This is a genomic window from Noviherbaspirillum denitrificans (assembly GCF_002211445.1).
In the GTDB taxonomy this organism is placed as follows: Bacteria; Pseudomonadota; Gammaproteobacteria; order Burkholderiales; family Burkholderiaceae_D; genus Noviherbaspirillum; species Noviherbaspirillum denitrificans.
This window is the reverse complement of record NZ_LSTO01000001.1, coordinates 576,176-594,354: the sequence shown is the minus strand read 5'-3', so window position 1 is coordinate 594,354 and position 18,179 is coordinate 576,176. Positions and strand designations below refer to the sequence as shown.

Sequence of the window (18,179 nt, the reverse complement as noted above, 5' to 3'; positions counted from 1 at the left end):
CGATGATCAAGATCAAAGAGCCGGTGATGATCGGCGGCCAGTCCTACGCACGCGGCGTCAAGGTCGAGGTGGACGTGGATGACGCGGCCGTTGTTGTCGGCATGGGTCGTGCCGAGTACGTCAAGGCCGAGGCCAAGGGGTCTGCAAAGAGCGCTGCCAAGGGCGCGACGACGGACGGCGCGAGCGGTCAGCAGCAGGACGGACAGACCGGCAGCAATGACGGCAGCGCCAACGGCAACGGCGGCAACGAAAACGACAACACCGGCGCAGGCGGTCAGTAATGTTTGTTGAAAATACCGCTCCGTTCTTCTCTGATTTCGGCGTCGCAGCCATGCTCGACGGCGTCTCCGTGCGCGGTATTTTCGACAACGCCTACAGCCATGCCGGCGCTGGTGTCGGCATGGCCGTATCAAACCCTGCCTTCACCCTGGGCACCGAGAGCGTTCCTGCAAATCCCGTTGGCAAGCTGCTTATCGTGGGCAGCGTGACGTATGCGATCGCTGAGCACCATCCGGACGGGACTGGCATGAGCATTCTCCTGCTGGAGGAAACGGCGTGAGCAATACCATCTTTGCCGGCATCGTTGCCGCCTTCGTCTCTCGCTTAGAGGAAAGCCCCTCGGTGTCGAGCAACGTCTTACGCGCGATGCCGCGTGAAATCGCCGAGCAACATACGAATGCCGTGAATGTGCAATTCGACGGGGCGAGGCCGAAAGAGTCGACGATCGCAGGCGCTCCAATCGACTGGATTTCGATGATCTCTGTCGAACTGTATGCAAAGAGCACCGCGCAGACGGGGGACCTCGCAGTTGATCCGCTGCTTAAGGGTGTCTATGAGCGCATCGCAGCAGATCCGACGCTCGGCGGTGTTGTTGCCTATGTTGGCATTCCGTCGATCGACGCGGAGTATGACTCGAAGGGGCAGAAAACAGGCTGGATTCGGATGATGTATCCGGTCGAGCACCGTACCAACAACTCAACACTGGACTGACCATGAGCAAATCGAGAAACAGCCAGGCGGAGGCAATTCCGCAACAGCCCGAAACGATTCAGCAACAGCCTGAAACGATTCCCAACCCGCCTGGCGGCGGAAGCTGGACGTGGGATGACGATGCAAAGCAATGGATTCCGCGCGAGCAGCCGACTGAACCGACGAACCAAACCGAGGAGTAAATCATGCCCCGCTATATTCGCAACACCGTCATCCTGCTGAAAAATGAAGTTACTGCGGGCACCGATGCCGTTCCGACTGGTGCCGCGAATGCGCTGCTCGTCAGTGACATGAGCATCGCGCCGCTGGATGCGCAGAACGTCGACCGCAACCTGATGCGCGGCTACTTCGGAGCGAGTGAGCAGCTGGTAGGCGTCGCAAGCGTCAAGGCATCCTTCACTTTGGAACTTGCCGGCTCTGGCGCTGCAGGCACGGCTCCGGCATGGGGTGCTGCAATGCAGGCATGCGCGATCGCCGAAGGCATTCTCGCGACACCGGCACGCGTCGAATACACGCCTGTCTCTTCGTCCTTGAAGACGGCGACCGTCTACTACTACGACGACGGCGTCCTGCACAAGCTGCTCGGCGTAATGGGCAACGTGACGCTGAGCGCAAAGGTGGGCGAGCGTCCGGTTCTCAAATTCGACGTCGTCGGCGTGGACGGCGGCGTGACTGCGACCGCAAACGCAACGCCGACCTATACCGCGTGGAAGGCTCCGGTGGCAATGAAGATGAGCAACGTGGTCGATGTGACGCTTGGCGCGAGCTACGCAACCGGGGCGCTCTCCGGCGGCACCGCTTACTCCAGCTCCGGCATCGAGATCAACCTGGGCAACTCGGTCAACTTCACCGCGCTGCTTGGCTCGGAGACCGTCGACATTACCGATCGGCAGGTAACCGGATCTACTGAGCTGGACCTGACGGCCGCACAGGAAGTCACGCTGATGACCAGCGTGAAGGCCAACACGTTGCAAAGCCTTGGTTTCACGATCGGCACGGCGACCGGCTACAAGATGATCATCCATGCGCCGGCGGTGCAGCTGATCAATCCGAAGAAGGTCGACAAGAATGGGCGTCGCCTCATCGGCTTCGATATGCGCTTCGTGCCGCAGTCCGGCAACGACGAATTCCGTCTCGCCTGCGTGTAAGCGGCGGGTTCAACCAGTTACATAACCAGGACAAAACAACATGGCATTCAAACTCGCAGTAGCCAACACCGTGATCGTGCCGGTGAAGTTCACCGTCAACAACGCCGGCAAGGAGGAGCAGCACAACTTCTCGCTCGATTGCGCCCGCTTGATGCAGAACGAAATCACGGCCAAGACCAAGCAGGGCGATGGCTTGATTTCGGACTTCATGAAGGGGGTCACGCGGAACTGGAGCGATCAGCGCCTGGTGATCGACGACGAAAACAATCCGGTTCCTTTCAGCGCCGAAGCGTTCGACGTCATGCTCAGCCTGCCGGGCCTGCCCGCCGTCGCCTTCAACTCCTACCTCAAGGAGTGTGGAGCGAAGGAAAAAAACTAAGGCGCGCGGCGGCGCTTCTGGCACGCGGGAAGCTGCGAATTCCGTCCAGGGATGGCAGCGACCCCGAGCCCGAGGCGGAGGTCAACGCCGCGGCCGCCTTCTTCGGTCTGTCTCCTGAGGGGCGGTTGGAGGTCGAAGAGGAGTTTGCCCTATGGCCTGAATGCGTCGAAAACTTCAATCTTTGGTTGCAGGTTCAGACGCAGTGGCGCGTAGGGGTGAACGGCAAGGAAGGTCTGGATTACGGTTCGGTGGTGGCGTACATGAAAGACGTCCTCCTGGTGCCGAAGAAGAAGCGAAAAGAGCTGTTTGACGGGTTGCGCGCGATGGAGGCGGCATACCTTGACGAGTTAGAGCAAGCGGCACAATAACGGACAAGACTCCCATCATGGCTGAAACAAAAATCAAGTTGGCATTGGAAGGCGTTCAGACCGTGATGGGCGGTTTGAAGCAGGTAGGGGACCGGATCGGCCAGGTGTCCGCGTCGATCGCCGGCCTTACTGCAATCGGTGGCGGCCTTTCGATCGCGGCCTTTGCAGGCATCGTCAAGGACACAACCGAGGCGGCCGGTGCGCTGCACGACCTGAGCATCCAGACTGGTGCATCTGTCGAGGCGCTGTCGGGCCTTGCGTCAGTCGGCAAATACAGCGACGTCAGTGTCCAGCAGATCGCCGGCTCGATGAACAAGCTGGCCAAGAACATGTCCGGCGCGACCGAGGAAAGCAAGGGCGCTGGCAAGGCGCTCGAAGCTCTTGGTATCAATTTCAACACCTTCAAAAACCTCAGTCCCGACCAGCAGATGCGCACCATTGCTGAGTCAATGAACAAGTTCGAGGACGGCTCCGGCAAAGCGGCTGTTGCAATGGCGCTGCTCGGCAAGGAAGGCGCGCAGATGCTGCCTTTCATGAAAGATCTCGCGGAAACTGCTGACCTGCAGGCAAAGATCACGACCGAGCAGGCTGCCGCAGCGGACAATTTCGGCGACAACCTGACGAAGTTGACGAGCAGCGGCGGGGCGTGGAAGAAGGAATTGGCCGTCGGCATGATCCCTGCGCTCAATATCGGGCTGCAGGCGTTCCTCGATGTGACGAACGGGACCGGCGGACTGCGGGAAGAAATCCGGAGACTGTCGGCCGACGGCAGCATTGCGCGTTGGACGCAGAACGCGATTACCGGTGCAACCTATGTCATGGATGCCTTTGCCGGTGTCAAGCGCGTGGTCCTCAGCCTGGGCGAGATCATTGGTGCTGTGGCGGCCAAGCTCGGCAGCGAATTTACGACGGTCGCCGAAGTGTTCGACGCCGTCAAGCGTGGCGATTTCTCCGGCGCGCTGAAAGCCTTCGAGGCCGGCGGCGTGCGGGGTAAGGCGATCTGGGACGGCTTGAAGCAAACCCTGGATGAAACCTGGTCCGAAGAAACCCTTGGTCAGAAGCTCCGGGCGCGGATCGCAGACATGGCGGCCGCTGGGACCGCTGCTGAGGGCGTGAAGAAGAAGCTCGACTTTACGAACATCAACGACAAGGACAAGGACAAGAAGGAAAGCATTTCCGACTATCAGAAGCTGGTCGCGACGCTCAAGGAAAAAATCTCGGTCCAGGAGATGGAGTTGCGGATCGATGAGAAGGCGACGGACGGGCAGAAGCTGCTTGCCAAGGTCAACGCTGACTTGGAAAACAATACAATCAGCCTGACAGAGAAGGAAGAGGCGCGCGTCCGGCAGTTGCTCGACACGCTGGTTGTGTCCGAGCGCAATGTCGCGATCAAGCGCGAAATGGCCAAGGCATCAAACGAGCTGATTGCCGTCGGTGAGAAGGAAGTCAAAAAGGTTCAGGACGAGCTGGAAAAACAGCGCGAGCACAACGCAGAGATCGGTCTGAGCAAGGAGCAGATCGCCGACCTGATTGCGGAAAAAATCGACCTGGAGGCGGCCTCCGATCGAGAGGCCGCTGCGGCTCTTCGAGCGGCGGCGGATTATGCCGGACCTCTGCACGACGCCTATCTGCAGTATGCGGCTGACCTGGAGCGTGCGGCCGCTGCCAAGAACAAGCTGGCAAACGCGAAGCGTGACGGGGCTGCAAAGCAGGTTCTCGCCGATGAGGCGGAGGAAGCGGCCAAAGAGTGGACCAAGTTCAATGACAGCGTCCGCCAAGGCCTGACCGATTCCCTATATCGTGGCTTTGAAGCCGGGAAGGGCTTCTTTAAGTCATTCTGGGACGGTATTCGCAACTACGTCAAAACGAATGGCCTCAAGTTTGCGATCCAGGGCGTGATGTCGGGCGTCATGGGCGGAGCAGGCGCTGCCAGCGCGGCAACGGCCGGCGCTGCCGGCGAGGCCGGGGCGCTTGGCAACGTTGGCGGGATCATGTCGGGCATCGGTGCACTTGCCGGCAACTTCGGGAGCGGGATCTCTGCGGGATTCGCGCAGCTGACGGCCGGGGTCAATCCGCTGTCGGCCTTGTCGTCGGCGCTCGACGTCGGGGCGGGCTCGCTATCGACGGCACTCGGGCAGGTTGCGGGCTACCTCGGACCGATTGCACTTGGCATCGGTGCGGTAGTGGCTCTGGTTAAGCATCTGGACGACTCCGGCACTAAGCACACCGGCGGCGCTGCGCGTTCCGACCAGTTCGGGACAGCGCTGATCGACGCACGGTCGCTCGGCTTTATGGACATTGCGACCGCAAAGGAATCGGAGGCAATGGTCTCCGGCTTGGCCTCCAGCATTGCCGGCATCCTCAACAGCACCGCCGAGACCTTCGGGAAGTCGGCCGGTTATTCGGCCGCAACCGCGTTTGCCGACGACACCAGCAAGGATGGCGCATGGGGCGCGCTGCTGGTGCAGAAGATGGGGCAGACGCTGATCGACTGGGACAGCAATCGCCAGAGCCGTTGGGCACCTCGGGAATTCAACGACGGCGAAGCCGGTCGCAACGAGTACCTGGCCGCGTTGAGCCGGTCCGTGCGCGATGCGCTCAATGACGTCGGTTTGCCGGACTGGGCGAAGTCGATGCTCGACCAACTCGGCGATTCGCCGGCGCTTGCTGATCTCGCTACGGTGGTCGACAAGATCAACGCGACGCAGAGGGCGCTCGTCATCATGGGCGATACGCTCAAGGGATTTGCGAATCTGAGTGACAAGGCGGTTTCCACACTGATCAAGGCGGCAGGGGGTATCGATGCGCTGGCGAGCGCGGCGGGTTCGTACTATGACAACTTCTATTCCGACGAAGAGAAGCGTGCCAATACGATGAAGCAGATTGCCGACGTCCTGCAGGAAGTCGGCCTGACCGTGCCGGAGACGAAGAAGCAATTCCGTGCCCTGGTCGATGCAGAGATGGCGCTCGGTGAAGCTGGCGCTCCTGCAGTGGCGGCGCTTCTCAAGGTGTCCGGTGCGTTTGCAACGATGATGGAATCGGCGGAAAAGGTTAGCAAGCCTACGCTGGACAAGGCGATGGGTGCCGTCGATGGTGCATTCTCTGCGCTGCAGCGTGCCGTCCAGGCGCAGAAAGACACCGTCGCCAAGGCATATGAAGATGCGATGGCGCGATTGAGCGTCAGCATTGACACGGTCAATGGCAGGATCGGCAAGCTGTCGAGCCTGGCCAGCTCGTTGAAATCCACGGTGGATCGGATGCGGCTCCCGGCCGATTCTGCGGCTGGCCGTGCGCAGGCTTCGGCGCAGATCGCAGCCGCTCTTGCAATCGCCAGGGCGGGCGGCGTTCTTCCGGACGCTGATGTACTGGCGGGCGCGCTGGACACCGTGGCGCAGCCGAACGAGCAGCTGTATGCGACGCTCACTGACTTCCGTCGCGATTTCATGCGCGACCGCAACAACATTGAGGAGTTGGCCGGTCTGACGGATGCGCAACTCTCTGTTGAGGAAAAGACGCTCAAGGCGCTGGAGGATCAGAAGAAGGCGACAGAGGATGGTTACCGCGCCGAGACTCAGCGACTGGATGACATTGTCAATTCGGCGAAGCAACAGATTGACGTGTTGAGGGGAATCGACACGTCAATCATGTCGGTGGCTGATGCGCTCACTTCCTTCAAATCCACGATCGCGGGCGCGACGGTAGCAGGTGCGACCGGCGGCGGAGCCAATAGCGCCGTGTTTGGTGGATCCGGTTACGGTGCAGGTGGCGGATACGGCGGCGCTGCGAATGGCCAGGGCGCGACCGATAAGCTGTCTGCCGTCGAACGACTTTATGCGACCTTTAGTGACATGTCCTATTTGACGGAGGAGGGCGGAGCGTACTGGGCTGGCCAGTTCAATAAGGGAATCCCGCTTCCCGAAATTGAGCAGGCATTCCGGGACAGTGTGAAGGCCGTGCGCGGCTATGCCAGTGGAGGTGATAAGCCAGCCGGCATCGCGCTGGTTGGTGAGGACGGTCCGGAAATCATCAATACCGGTGCGGCGCGTATCTTCAATGCGGCCAAGACGCAGGAAATTCTCAGCGGTGGCAGCGCGGTTCTCGCTGGCGCCGTTGAGCGCCTGACGCAAAAGGTCGAGCAACAGCAAGCGGCGTTAGAGCGCATTGCGGCGAGCTCGAATGCGCAAGAAAGTTTCTTCCGCCGGATCTCTCCGGACGGAGCGTCGATTAACGTGACGGTGACGGCATGAATGTAATTCCTCCTCTCGATATTACGGATGTGATGCTGACGAGCAGCACCGTCGTTGAGACAGCGCCGGCTGCCTACAATGCGGCGACAACGTATGCGCTTGATGCAACGGCCAGTGTTGCTGGCAGCGCGGGCTTGCTCACCATTTATAAGTCGCTGCAAGGCGGCAATACCGGTAACACGCCAGCGAGTTCGCCGAGCTGGTGGACGGTCATCGGGACGACCTATCAAACCTATTCCGGTGGTGCGACCTATGCGCTAGGCGATAGGGTGATCGATGCGACGGCGCACCTGGTCTACGAGTCGCTGGCCGCCGGTAATACAGGGAACGCGCTGACAAACACGACAAAGTGGCTGGAGATCGGTCCGACGAACAAATGGGCGATGTTCGACGTCCTGCGGAACACGGCAACGTCCGTCCCTGGTTCGCTGACGGTGGTGATCACGCCGGGGCGGCGCGTGGACTCAATTGCCTTGCTTGGCGTAGTCGCCAACTCGGCAACCATAACGGTGACAAACGGTGGTTCGACCGTGTACACGATCACCAAGGACCTGAACAAGCGCGAGGTGTTGGACTGGTATGACTACTTTTTCCGTGCATTTGCGACGCAACCTAGCCTTGCCTTATTCGACCTCCCGCCATATACCGGCGCAGTAATCACGGTCACGCTCACGGCAACGTCCGGAAATGTGCAGTGTGGCGCGTGCGTGCTCGGGTCCTATGAATACATTGGGGATGTCCAGTATTCGGCGGAGTCCGACGTCTTGAACTTCTCGACGGTGACGCGGAATTTCGACGGCAGCAGCGAACTGGTGCCGCGCCGGAACGTGCCAAAGACGGTTCAGCAGATCTGGCTTGAAAAGAGCCGCGTCAACCGCGTGCGCGACTTGCGGGATGCGCTCAACGCAACGCCGGCCGTATGGGCAGGCCTGGATGACAGTTCCGACGACTACTTCGAGGCGCTCCTGATTCTCGGGATTTACAAGCGATTCAGTATCAACCTCAGACACCCTCAACATGCAGTTATCAGCCTTGAGCTGGAGGAAATTTAAACATGCCGATTACGTCGCTTCCGACACCGCCTAGCACATCGAATCCTTCGACCTTTGCCGCACTTGCTGACGGCCTCCTGGCCGCGCTGCCGACCTTTGTGACCGAGGCAAATGCCTTGGCCGCGGCCATAACTGCGATGGTTGCAGGTGGTGCGATGACTATTCCGTATACGTTTGATTCGACCACTAGCGACGCAGATCCCGGCGCGGGAAAGCTGCGACTGAGCAGCGCGACGCAAAACACATCGACAGTAATTCGCCTCGACGTCGCGGGATCTGATGGCTCGACGTGGACTAGCGTGATTGATACATGGGACGACTCGACCAGCACAATCAAGGGCTTCATTCGATTGGTAAAGGCTACGGATGCAACGAAGTGGTTGATTTTCAGTGTCTCGTCGATTGCATCTCCGGCCGGCTACAAGAACATCACGGTTGCTCCGGTGGCGTCGAGCGCTGCAAATCCATTCGTTAATGGAGATCCTCTCGTTGCATATTTCACCGCAAAGGGAGACAAGGGTGATTCCGCGCAGAATGGCCTTTCATCTCCGCTCGCAGTGCTTACGCCAACTGCAGCTGCAAACGTTGACGCACTAAATGTCTTTACGGCGGCATACGACAATTACCTGATTCTCGGGCAAGGAATTTTGCCGGCGGCTAGCGACTCGCTTCAACTTCGATTTGCCGTTGCAGGTGCTGCTGATGCCGGTTCGAACTACTACAACCAAAGTGGTGAGGCAGGAGGTGCAATTTCTGCAGCTACTACAGGCGTAGTCCTGACGAGTGGGGCATCGGTCGTCTCGACAGGAAAAGGGTGTAGTTTTGCTCTACAAATATTGAACGCCAACGATGCGGCAAGCCTGAAGGTGCTAGGGGGAAAGGTGATTTGGCAAAACGCCGGGACTCCAACATTTGTTTTGAATGGTGCTCATACGGCGTATCCAGCGGCAAATGTAATCTCAGGAGTCCGCTTCTTTTGGGGTAGCGGGAATAACTTCGCGGCGACGGGGAAGATCCGCATCTACGGCTACAACAATACCTGACAGGTGAAATGATGACCCACAAAGTTTGCTATTGGGACGCGGTTGAAAAGGTGCAAAAGGAACGTGACGCTACTCCGGACGAGAATGCCGAGATTGAGGCGCGTATTGCTCGCGCTGCAGAAGTGGCATCGCAGGTCGTGTGGGAGCGGATCAAGGAGGAGCGCGACAGGCGCAAGGTTGGCGGCGTGAGGGTGGGTGACAAGTGGTTCCACTCGGACGATACGAGTCGGATCCAGCAGATCGGCCTCGTGATGATGGGGGCGAATATTCCCGCCGGCCTGCAGTGGAAGACGATGGACGGCTCCTTCATTGCGATGACGCCGGCGCTCGCAGCGCAGATCTTCCAAGCGGTGGCGGCACACGATCAGGCGGTTTTCGCCAAGGCCGAGCAGCACAAGGCGGCAATGGAGGCGGCAGCGAACCCCGCTACTTACGACTTTAGTGCCGGCTGGCCGTCGATCTATGGAGGATGAGTCATGTTGATCGCCTTTTACCGGGGTAAGAGTCGCCTGTTTAACAGGTTTGTGTCCTGGTGGACATCGGGACCTTACTCGCACTGCGAGGCGGTCTTCGAGCTTGGAAGCGGCATGACCGGAGCCGTGCTTTGCTGGTCGTCCTCCTACATGGACGGGGGCGTGCGCAAAAAGGTGATGACCTTGGATCCGGAGCACTGGGACCTGCTCGACGTCCCGGCCATGTCAGGCGAGGACGCGCTGCGCTGGTTTGCCGATCACAGGGGCGATGGCTATGACCTGGTCGGCTTGCTGGCGACGTCGGCACCGTTTCGGCAGGCTATTCGAAAGTGGTTTTGCAATGAAGCGGTCGGCACGGCCGGCGGCCTCTCTGAAGCCTGGCGCTTCAATCCAAACAGTTTTGCGCGCATCTGCGAGCGCCTGCCTGGCAGCAGGTGGATCCGGCGCGTCGACCACTCCGATCACCGAGGGCTGAGCGGCGGGGCCATACCTGCTGGGCAAACATAAATAGGCAACGGGGGGCTATGTGGTAGAGCAGCTGCAGGGGGACGATATGCCGAGGACCGAAGATGATTGGAAAAACTACGTCGCACAGTCATTTCGCAATGGCACTGAGCGTATGAACAAGCTGGAGGCCGGCATCAATGCCAATACGGCCGAGATCCAGAAAAACACCAGGTTGACCGAGGAACTCAAGGCGGACACCAGGGAATTTCTGGAAGTGTTCAACGCGGTCAAGGGCGGGTTCCGCGTGCTTGGCTGGATCGGGACCGGGGCGAAGTGGCTCGGCGGCATCGCTGCCGCCGGCACGGCGCTCTATGGATTTGGCTTGATGATGTGGCAGATCCTGCACGGCAACTGGCCGTCTAAATAGGAGAGAGCGGGAATGGATTTCAACCAGGCATTTGATCGCCTGATCGGGCATGAGGGCGGATATGTGAACCATCCGTCCGATCCCGGCGGGGAAACGATGTTCGGCGTGACGGCAAGGGTTGCGCGTGCGCACGGTTATTCCGGACCGATGCGCACGCTCAGCCGGGAAAAGGCGCGGGAGATTGCCAAGGCGGCGTATTGGGATCGCGTCCAGGCGGACCAGTATGACGGCGCGATCGGGTTCCAGGTGTTCGATGCGGCCTACAACCATGGAATCGAGACGGCCGTCCGGTTCCTGCAGCGCGCGATCGGCGTCGCCGATGATGGTCACTTCGGGCCGGTCTCCCTGGCCGCGCTCAAGGCAATGAGCATCACGGACGTCCTGTCGCGCTTCAACGCGGAGCGGCTGGAGTTCTACACCAAGCTGTCCACCTGGCCGGAGTTCGGCAAGGGGTGGGCGCGTCGAGTCGCCGGCAATTTGCGGTATCAAGCGGAGGATGCATAAATGGAATGGAAAAGCATTGTCTCGGCCGTTGCGCCATGGATCGGCACCGCTCTCGGCGGGCCGCTGGGAGGGATGGCCGTCTCCGCAATCGCGGACGCGTTCGGCCTGCCTGACAAGACGGAGGCCGCCTTAAAGCAGGCGCTGTCGGGCGCGACGCCGGAGCAGATGCTCGCACTTAAAAAGGCGGATTCCGAGTTCGCGGTCCGCATGCAGGAGCTGGGCTTCCAGAACGTGCAGGCCCTGGAGAAGATTGCGGCCGACGATCGCGCCAGTGCTCGGACCATGCAAATGACGACCAGCAGCCGAATCCCTGGCGCGCTGGCAATCCTGATCACGGTCGGGTTTTTCGGCATTCTGCTCGGCATGATGAGCGGCATGCTCAAGACGTCCGAGAACCAGGCGCTGCTCATCATGCTCGGTGCGCTCGGCGCAGCTTGGGGCGCGGTGGTCAATTTCTACTACGGGTCCAGCTCGGACTCGCAGAACAAGACGCGAATGCTGGCGCAAGGGAGCGGCGCAAGGTGAGCGCCGGCACGATCTTCCTGATTGCCTGCGGGGTTTCGTGGCGCTACTATACTGATCTTTTATACAGTATTTCGCCATGGATCCCGAGCGCATTGAAATCGTCTACTTCGTCCGCTACTTCGATCCAGTCCGCAAGCGGAAAGCGGTGACGCGGTACAAGCTCACCGAAGCCGATGCCAGGGCGCGTTATGGCGAGATCGAGCTGGTCGAGGCATCACGCGAGGAGCGCCGGGTTGGCGGAGATCCTCGCCGGAACTCGGCCGCGCACTTGCATACGGGCTCTCCCGACAAGCGCTGACGGCAATCCATTGTCGCGCCTGGTGGTTACTCGTAGGGAAAAGCGAAGCAACTCATTTTGTTGCTGAGAAATTCGAGTGATACGGGAGTGATACGGGGTCGGCGCTAAGCCAGTGCTGGTGCGGGATTCTATCCCTTGAACTAAGGGGGGATCGAGAGAAAGTATAGTACAGTCTGCCTTTTGGGCTATCTAGAAAGAGTGAGCCATGGCAAATGTGTGGACGTGTCCTTATTGCAAACAAAACGCAACGATTATCGACGCCAATCGCAGTGGCAACATTCATTATTTTAATTGCGACAACAAAGAAGGGGATCTGGGCATTCATACGAGCGTAATTGTCTGCCCGAATGGAGATTGCAAGGAATATACAATTGAAGCTGCGCTATACCGAATAAAGTACGCCCCCAACAGATCAGTCGTCGGCTCCCCGTTGCTCACATGGAGTCTGAAGCCGGACTCAAAAGCGAAATCTTTCCCCGCTTATATTCCGGAGGCAATTCGTCAAGACTATGAAGAAGCGTGCAAGATTGCATCGCTTAGTCCTAAAGCGTCCGCTACGTTATCCCGGCGTTGCCTGCAAGGCATCATCCGTGATTTTTGGAATATCAAGAAGGCCCGCCTAGTTGACGAAATTGATGCACTATCGGGAAAAATTGATTCCGTTACATGGGATGCAATCGATGCAGTGAGAAAGATTGGGAATATCGGCGCGCATATGGAAAAGGACATCAACATTGTTGTAGATGTCGACCCGGATGAAGCCGAATTGCTGATCGGCCTGATCGAGGTCCTTTTGGAGGAGTGGTATGTCCATCGCTACGAGCGTGAACAACACATGCAAAAAGTAATTGCAGCAGCTCAAGCAAAGGCGGGTGTAAAAGCGGCTGGAGCGATTTCTGCCCCGCCTCCATTGAAGAGCGCGCCTTAGAGGTATACCTAGTACCTGTTTATATGGGAACCGCACCGAATCCCGAAACCTCTCGCATTTCGACGCATTTCACATTTGGAAGTTTCCATGCGCCTACGAAAGATCTACGAATCTTCATGCAAGGTCATTGATTATTAAGGAATTCGGTTTCCGGTCTCGGGCACCAAGTCACCACACATCCTTACTTCCCTCTGGAACATCCATTCCTGTCCATGTGTCATACATGGGCACACTTGTCCTTGGCTGGCTTTTCCTTGTCTTTTCGATCCCAAAATGCGGATGCATTTTGCGCTTTCGGCAATGAAAAATTCCGCGGTCGAATTTTCATAAATAATCAAAGCATCTGCAAAAATTTAAAAAGTTAAATGTTTTGGCGGGTGTATTGAGCACAATAAAGACATGGAACCCTCTAAAATTTTGCCGCATGAATAAACTGCTACGGCTGAGGTTGCGCCATTGGCTAAACCGCGCATTTCCGTAGCAGCCCATCGTTTTTCCCTATTGCCGACGGCATTCTGTTCAATCAATTTTTTGGAGATAAGAAGATGAGCAAGACCAAGTACACGCAGGAACATGAATGGCTGCGCATTGAGGAGGATGGTCTGGTTACGGTTGGCATCACCGATTACGCCCAGGATCATCTCGGCGACCTCGTATTCGTTCAGCTTCCGGAAGCCGGCAAGGAACTCGCCAAGGGTGACGAGGCTGCGGTCATCGAATCCGTGAAGGCTGCGGGTGAGATCAACATGCCGGTAGCAGGCGTCGTCACCGAAGTGAACGGTACGCTGGCCGACGAGCCGGGCAAGGTCAATGAAGACCCGATGGGCGCAGGCTGGTTCTTCAAATTCAAGGTCAGCCAGGCGAGCGACCTGGACGGTCTCATGGACGAGGCAGGCTACAAGGCTTTCGTCGAGTCGCAGGGCTGATCTGTCCGCGACCGCGCCGCGCCCCCGCGCGGCACACCGATTTTTCAAGTATTGAGAGGAAACCATGGTTCAGAAACGGGCTGCCTTCGAGGATTTGCAGCAGCACACGGATTTCATCGACAGGCATATCGGTCCCGGCGAGGGCGATAGGAAGGCCATGCTGGAAACGCTGGGCTTCGAGTCGATGGATGCCTTCATCCGGAAAGTGATTCCCGACGCGATTCACTCCGAAACCCCGCTGAACCTGGACGGCGCGCGCAGCGAGCCGGAAGTGCTCGACGAGCTGCAGAAGATCGCATCGAAGAACAAGGTGTTCAAGTCGTACATCGGCATGGGGTACTACAACACCTACACGCCGACCGTCATCCTGCGCAACCTGCTCGAAAACCCGGCCTGGTACACCGCGTACACGCCTTACCAGCCCGAAATTTCGCAGGGCCGCCTGGAAGCACTGCTGAACTTCCAGACCATGATTTCCGACCTGACCGGCCTGTCGATCGCCAATGCGTCGCTGCTCGATGAAGCGACGGCGGCGGCCGAAGCCATGACCTTCTGCCAGCGTCTGTCGAAGAGCAAGAGCAAGGTATTCTTCGTGTCGCAGGATTGCTTCCCGCAGACCATCGATGTGGTGCGCACGCGCGCCGAGCCGATCGGCGTGGAAGTTGTCGTCGGCGATCATCGCAAGGACCTCGACAATGCCGAATGCTTCGGCGTCCTGCTGCAGTACCCGGCACTGAACGGCGAGATCAACGACTACGCCGATACCGTGGCGAAGGCGCATGCCAAGAATGCGCTGGTGGTCGTTGCAGCGGACCTGCTGGCCCTGACCGTCCTCACGCCGCCCGGCGAATTCGGCGCGGATGTGGCCATCGGTTCGGCGCAGCGTTTCGGCGTGCCGCTCGGATACGGCGGCCCGCACGCTGCCTACTTTGCGACCAAGGATGAAAACAAGCGCGTGATGCCTGGCCGCGTCGTGGGCGTGTCTATTGACAGCCACGGCGACAAGGCGTACCGCCTCGCGATGCAGACGCGCGAGCAGCATATCCGCCGCGAGAAGGCAACCAGCAACATCTGCACAGCGCAGGTCCTGCTGGCCAACATCGCGAGCATGTATGCCGTGTACCACGGTCCGCAAGGGCTGAAGACGATCGCGCAGCGCGTGCATCGCGTCGCCACGACCCTGGTCGAAGGCTTGCGCAAGCTGGACTTTGACGTGCCTACGGTGTCTTTCTTTGACACGTTTATCGTCCGCACTGGCGCGCGCACCCAGGAAATCCACGCTGCTGCACGCAGCCGCTCGATCAATCTGCGCGAAGTTGATGCGACTACCATTGGCGTTTCCGTCGACGAGACGACGACGCGTGAAGATGTCGAAGCGCTCTGGACAGTCTTTGCCGGCGCGAAGCCGGCGCCTTCCTTCGCTACCTGCGAAGTGGATGCGATCGATCGCATTCCGTCCGCGCTCGCGCGTACCAGCGCATACCTGACCCATCCGGTCTACAACAGCCACCATTCCGAGACCCAGATGCTGCGCTACCTGCGCGCGCTGGCCGACAAGGACCTGGCGCTCGACCGCACGATGATTCCGCTCGGTTCGTGCACGATGAAGCTGAATGCGACGACCGAGATGATTCCGGTCACCTGGAAGGAATTCGGCAACATTCATCCATTCGCACCGCTCGACCAGGCGCAGGGCTACCAGCAGCTGATCAACGAACTCGAGCAGATGCTTGCTGCCTGCACCGGCTACGACGCCGTCTCGCTGCAGCCGAACGCCGGTTCGCAAGGCGAATATGCCGGCTTGCTGGCAATCCGCTCCTATCACAAGAGCCGCGGTGAAGCGCACCGCAATGTCTGCCTGATCCCCAGTTCAGCGCATGGCACCAATCCGGCTACCGCGCAGATGGCCGGCATGCAGGTCGTGGTCGTCGCTTGCGACGAGCGCGGCAACGTGGACGTTGCAGACCTGAAGGCGAAGGCCGAGAAGCATGCGAACGACCTCGCAGCGATCATGATTACCTATCCGTCGACACACGGTGTGTTCGAGGAAGCGGTGCGTGAAATCTGCGAAATCGTGCATTCGCACGGCGGCCAGGTGTATATCGACGGCGCGAACATGAATGCGATGGTCGGCCTGTGCTCACCCGGCAAGTTCGGCGGCGACGTATCGCACCTGAACCTGCACAAGACCTTCTGCATTCCGCACGGCGGTGGCGGACCGGGTGTCGGTCCGGTTGCGGTGAAGTCGCACCTCGCGCCTTTCCTGCCTGGCCATCGCGCCATGGAAAACCATGTCGCACCGGTTTCGGCCGCGCCTTGGGGCAGCGCCAGCATCCTGCCGATCAGCTGGACCTACATCAAGCTGATGGGCCGCCAGGGATTGAAGGAAGCGAGCCAGGTAGCAATCCTGAACGCCAATTACATCGCCAAGCGCCTGGCGCCGCATTACCCGATCCTGTACGCGGGCGAGAACGGCATCGTCGCGCACGAGTGCATCGTCGACTTGCGTCCGCTGAAGGATGCGACCGGCGTGACCGTGGATGATGTGGCCAAGCGCTTGATGGACTACGGTTTCCATGCGCCGACCATGTCCTTCCCGGTTCCGGGTACGCTCATGATCGAGCCGACGGAAAGCGAGGCCAAGGACGAGCTTGACCGCTTCTGCGACGCGATGATTGCGATCCGCAAGGAAATCCGCGCCGTCGAAAATGGCGAGATGACCGCGGAAGAGAGCGTGCTGCGTTATGCACCGCACACTGCGTCGGACATCATTTCCGGCGAGTGGAACCGCAAGTACACGCGCGAACTGGCGGCCTTCCCGGTTGCTTCGCTGCGCGGTAACAAGTACTGGCCGCCGGTCGGTCGCGTCGACAACGTCTACGGTGACCGCAACCTGGTCTGCTCCTGCCCGCCGATGTCGGACTACGAGTAAAACCGGATGGGCTGCCGTGCGAGTTGCGGCAGCCTGGTTTTGAACGGTATACGCCGCCGCGCTTTCCGGCCGGTGGCAAAGGCGGTGACATGGCCATCAGTGTTTTCGAGTTGTTCAAGATTGGCATCGGGCCGTCGAGTTCGCATACCGTGGGCCCGATGCGTGCCGCGCTGCAGTTCGTCAGCGGCCTGAAGGAAGCTGGTCGCCTCAACGAGGTTGCGCAGGTCAAGGCGGAGCTCTACGGTTCGCTGGGTGCGACGGGCAAGGGGCACGGCAGCGACAAGGCGGTCATTCTCGGCCTGCTGGGCGAGGCGCCCGACCTGGTCAATACCGAAACGATCGATGCAAAGCTTGCGCAGGTGAGGAGCGAGAAGCACATCGCCCTGCTGGGCGAAGCCCCGGTGCCGTTCATCGAGAGCGAACACCTGCTGCTCTACAAGCGGCAGTCGCTGCCGCACCATCCCAACGGGATGCGTTTCACTGCGTTCGATAGCAGCGGCGCCGAAATCGCGAACAAGGTCTATTACTCCGTTGGCGGCGGCTTCGTGGTGAATGAAGATGCTGTCGGCGCGGATCGTATCGTGCCGGATACCACGCAGGTTCAGTTTCCGTTCAAGAGTGCGGAACAGCTGCTTGCCGCTTGCCGTGACAAGGGCATGAGCATCAGCCAGCTGATGCTGGAGAACGAAAAGGCCTGGCGTCCCGAGGAAGAAACCCGGCGCGGCTTGCTCAGGATCTGGCAGGTGATGCAGGAGTGCGTCAAGCGTGGATGCGAGAAGGAGGGCACCTTGCCCGGCGGTTTGAAGGTGAACCGCCGCGCGGCCGAACTCTATCGCAAGCTGTCCAGCCAGCCGGAGGCCAACTTGCGCGATCCGCTGACGACCCTGGACTGGGTGAACCTGTATGCGCTGGCCGTCAATGAGGAGAATGCGGCGGGCGGGCGCGTGGTGACCGCGCCGACGAACGGCGCTGCGGGCATCGTTCCGGCGGTGCTGCATTACTACCATCGCTTTGTTCCGGGCGCGAGCGAGGAGGGGGTTATCCGCTTCCTGCTGACCGCTGCGGCCATTGGTATCCTGTACAAGGAAAATGCGTCTATTTCGGGGGCGGAAGTAGGCTGCCAGGGCGAGGTCGGCGTCGCGTGTTCGATGGCCGCAGGTGCGCTTGCGGAAGTCATGGGCGGCACGCCGGCGCAGGTGGAAAACGCCGCTGAAATCGGCATGGAACACAACCTCGGCCTGACCTGCGATCCGATTGGGGGACTGGTGCAGGTACCCTGCATCGAGCGCAATGCAATGGGTTCGATCAAGGCAATCAATGCCGCACGGATGGCGCTGCGCGGCGACGGGCACCATTTCGTTTCGCTGGACAAGGTCATCAAGACCATGCGCGAGACCGGTGCCGACATGAAGATCAAGTACAAGGAGACTGCGCGCGGAGGGCTCGCGGTCAATGTGATCGAGTGCTGATTCGATCTGTAGCGATTCAATAA

General features: G+C 59.5%; 20 protein-coding genes. All 20 read left to right on the top strand.

Features of this window, described 5'->3' with window-relative positions; all coding sequences use genetic code 11:
* Window positions 1-2: 2 nt before the first annotated feature.
* The 20 genes from AYR66_RS02990 to AYR66_RS02900 all read left to right on the top strand — a co-directional run bounded on the left by AYR66_RS02990 (window position 3) and on the right by AYR66_RS02900 (window position 18,156).
* Window positions 3-281: a hypothetical protein gene (locus tag AYR66_RS02990; protein ID WP_141104011.1), complete on the top strand. Its 279-nt coding sequence runs from the start codon at window positions 3-5 to the stop codon at window positions 279-281.
* Window positions 281-559 carry a head-tail joining protein gene (locus tag AYR66_RS02985; RefSeq protein WP_088706287.1) on the top strand — a complete coding sequence of 93 codons (279 nt, stop codon included), beginning with the start codon at window positions 281-283 and terminating at the stop codon, window positions 557-559. Before AYR66_RS02990 ends, AYR66_RS02985 begins: the two co-directional genes overlap by 1 nt.
* Window positions 556-990, top strand: coding sequence for a hypothetical protein (locus AYR66_RS02980; protein WP_088706286.1), 435 nt, complete (start codon window positions 556-558; stop codon window positions 988-990). Before AYR66_RS02985 ends, AYR66_RS02980 begins: the two co-directional genes overlap by 4 nt.
* Window positions 991-992: 2 nt before the next feature.
* On the top strand, window positions 993-1,172 hold the full coding sequence (locus AYR66_RS02975) for a hypothetical protein (protein WP_088706285.1): 180 nt from the start codon (window positions 993-995) through the stop codon (window positions 1,170-1,172).
* Window positions 1,173-1,175: 3 nt separating this feature from the next.
* Window positions 1,176-2,138, top strand: a complete 963-nt coding sequence (locus tag AYR66_RS02970; RefSeq protein WP_088706284.1) for a phage tail tube protein — start codon at window positions 1,176-1,178, stop codon at window positions 2,136-2,138.
* Between the two features lie 40 nt (window positions 2,139-2,178).
* Window positions 2,179-2,517, top strand: a complete 339-nt coding sequence (locus AYR66_RS28700; protein ID WP_170942045.1) for a hypothetical protein — start codon at window positions 2,179-2,181, stop codon at window positions 2,515-2,517.
* A complete protein-coding gene (locus tag AYR66_RS28695) occupies window positions 2,493-2,885 on the top strand; it encodes a DUF1799 domain-containing protein (RefSeq protein ID WP_170942044.1) in 393 nt (130 codons plus the stop codon). Before AYR66_RS28700 ends, AYR66_RS28695 begins: the two co-directional genes overlap by 25 nt.
* A gap of 329 nt (window positions 2,886-3,214) precedes the next feature.
* Window positions 3,215-7,132 (top strand): mitotic spindle assembly checkpoint protein MAD1, encoded by a 3,918-nt coding sequence (locus AYR66_RS02960; RefSeq protein ID WP_206047035.1) that lies wholly within the window; start codon window positions 3,215-3,217, stop codon window positions 7,130-7,132.
* The gene (locus AYR66_RS02955) at window positions 7,129-8,184 is read left to right on the top strand and encodes a hypothetical protein (RefSeq protein ID WP_206047034.1); all 1,056 of its coding nucleotides are present in this window, start codon (window positions 7,129-7,131) and stop codon (window positions 8,182-8,184) included. Before AYR66_RS02960 ends, AYR66_RS02955 begins: the two co-directional genes overlap by 4 nt.
* A 2-nt stretch (window positions 8,185-8,186) precedes the next feature.
* Window positions 8,187-9,227: a hypothetical protein gene (locus AYR66_RS02950; RefSeq protein WP_088706280.1), complete on the top strand. Its 1,041-nt coding sequence runs from the start codon at window positions 8,187-8,189 to the stop codon at window positions 9,225-9,227.
* An 8-nt stretch (window positions 9,228-9,235) separates the two neighbouring features.
* A complete protein-coding gene (locus tag AYR66_RS02945; protein WP_088706279.1) occupies window positions 9,236-9,700 on the top strand; it encodes a DUF4376 domain-containing protein in 465 nt (154 codons plus the stop codon).
* A gap of 3 nt (window positions 9,701-9,703) precedes the next feature.
* Window positions 9,704-10,207: a hypothetical protein gene (locus AYR66_RS02940; protein ID WP_088706278.1), complete on the top strand. Its 504-nt coding sequence runs from the start codon at window positions 9,704-9,706 to the stop codon at window positions 10,205-10,207.
* A gap of 112 nt (window positions 10,208-10,319) precedes the next feature.
* Complete coding sequence (locus AYR66_RS02935; protein WP_141104009.1) at window positions 10,320-10,574, top strand: hypothetical protein; 255 nt, start codon at window positions 10,320-10,322, stop codon at window positions 10,572-10,574.
* Window positions 10,575-10,586: 12 nt separating this feature from the next.
* Complete coding sequence (locus AYR66_RS02930; RefSeq protein WP_088706276.1) at window positions 10,587-11,078, top strand: glycoside hydrolase family 108 protein; 492 nt, start codon at window positions 10,587-10,589, stop codon at window positions 11,076-11,078.
* The gene (locus AYR66_RS29265) at window positions 11,079-11,603 is read left to right on the top strand and encodes a hypothetical protein (protein ID WP_206047033.1); all 525 of its coding nucleotides are present in this window, start codon (window positions 11,079-11,081) and stop codon (window positions 11,601-11,603) included.
* Window positions 11,604-11,679: 76 nt separating this feature from the next.
* Window positions 11,680-11,901 carry a hypothetical protein gene (locus AYR66_RS02920; RefSeq protein ID WP_088706275.1) on the top strand — a complete coding sequence of 74 codons (222 nt, stop codon included), beginning with the start codon at window positions 11,680-11,682 and terminating at the stop codon, window positions 11,899-11,901.
* Between the two features lie 205 nt (window positions 11,902-12,106).
* Window positions 12,107-12,829: a DUF4145 domain-containing protein gene (locus AYR66_RS02915; protein WP_088706274.1), complete on the top strand. Its 723-nt coding sequence runs from the start codon at window positions 12,107-12,109 to the stop codon at window positions 12,827-12,829.
* A 545-nt stretch (window positions 12,830-13,374) separates the two neighbouring features.
* Entirely contained in the window at window positions 13,375-13,755 is a 381-nt protein-coding gene (gene gcvH, locus AYR66_RS02910) for a glycine cleavage system protein GcvH (protein ID WP_088706273.1), read from the top strand.
* 64 nt (window positions 13,756-13,819) lie between these two features.
* Entirely contained in the window at window positions 13,820-16,687 is a 2,868-nt protein-coding gene (gene gcvP / locus AYR66_RS02905) for an aminomethyl-transferring glycine dehydrogenase (RefSeq protein ID WP_088706272.1), read from the top strand.
* An 89-nt stretch (window positions 16,688-16,776) separates the two neighbouring features.
* Window positions 16,777-18,156, top strand: coding sequence for an L-serine ammonia-lyase (locus tag AYR66_RS02900; RefSeq protein WP_088706271.1), 1,380 nt, complete (start codon window positions 16,777-16,779; stop codon window positions 18,154-18,156).
* Window positions 18,157-18,179 lie beyond the last annotated feature (23 nt).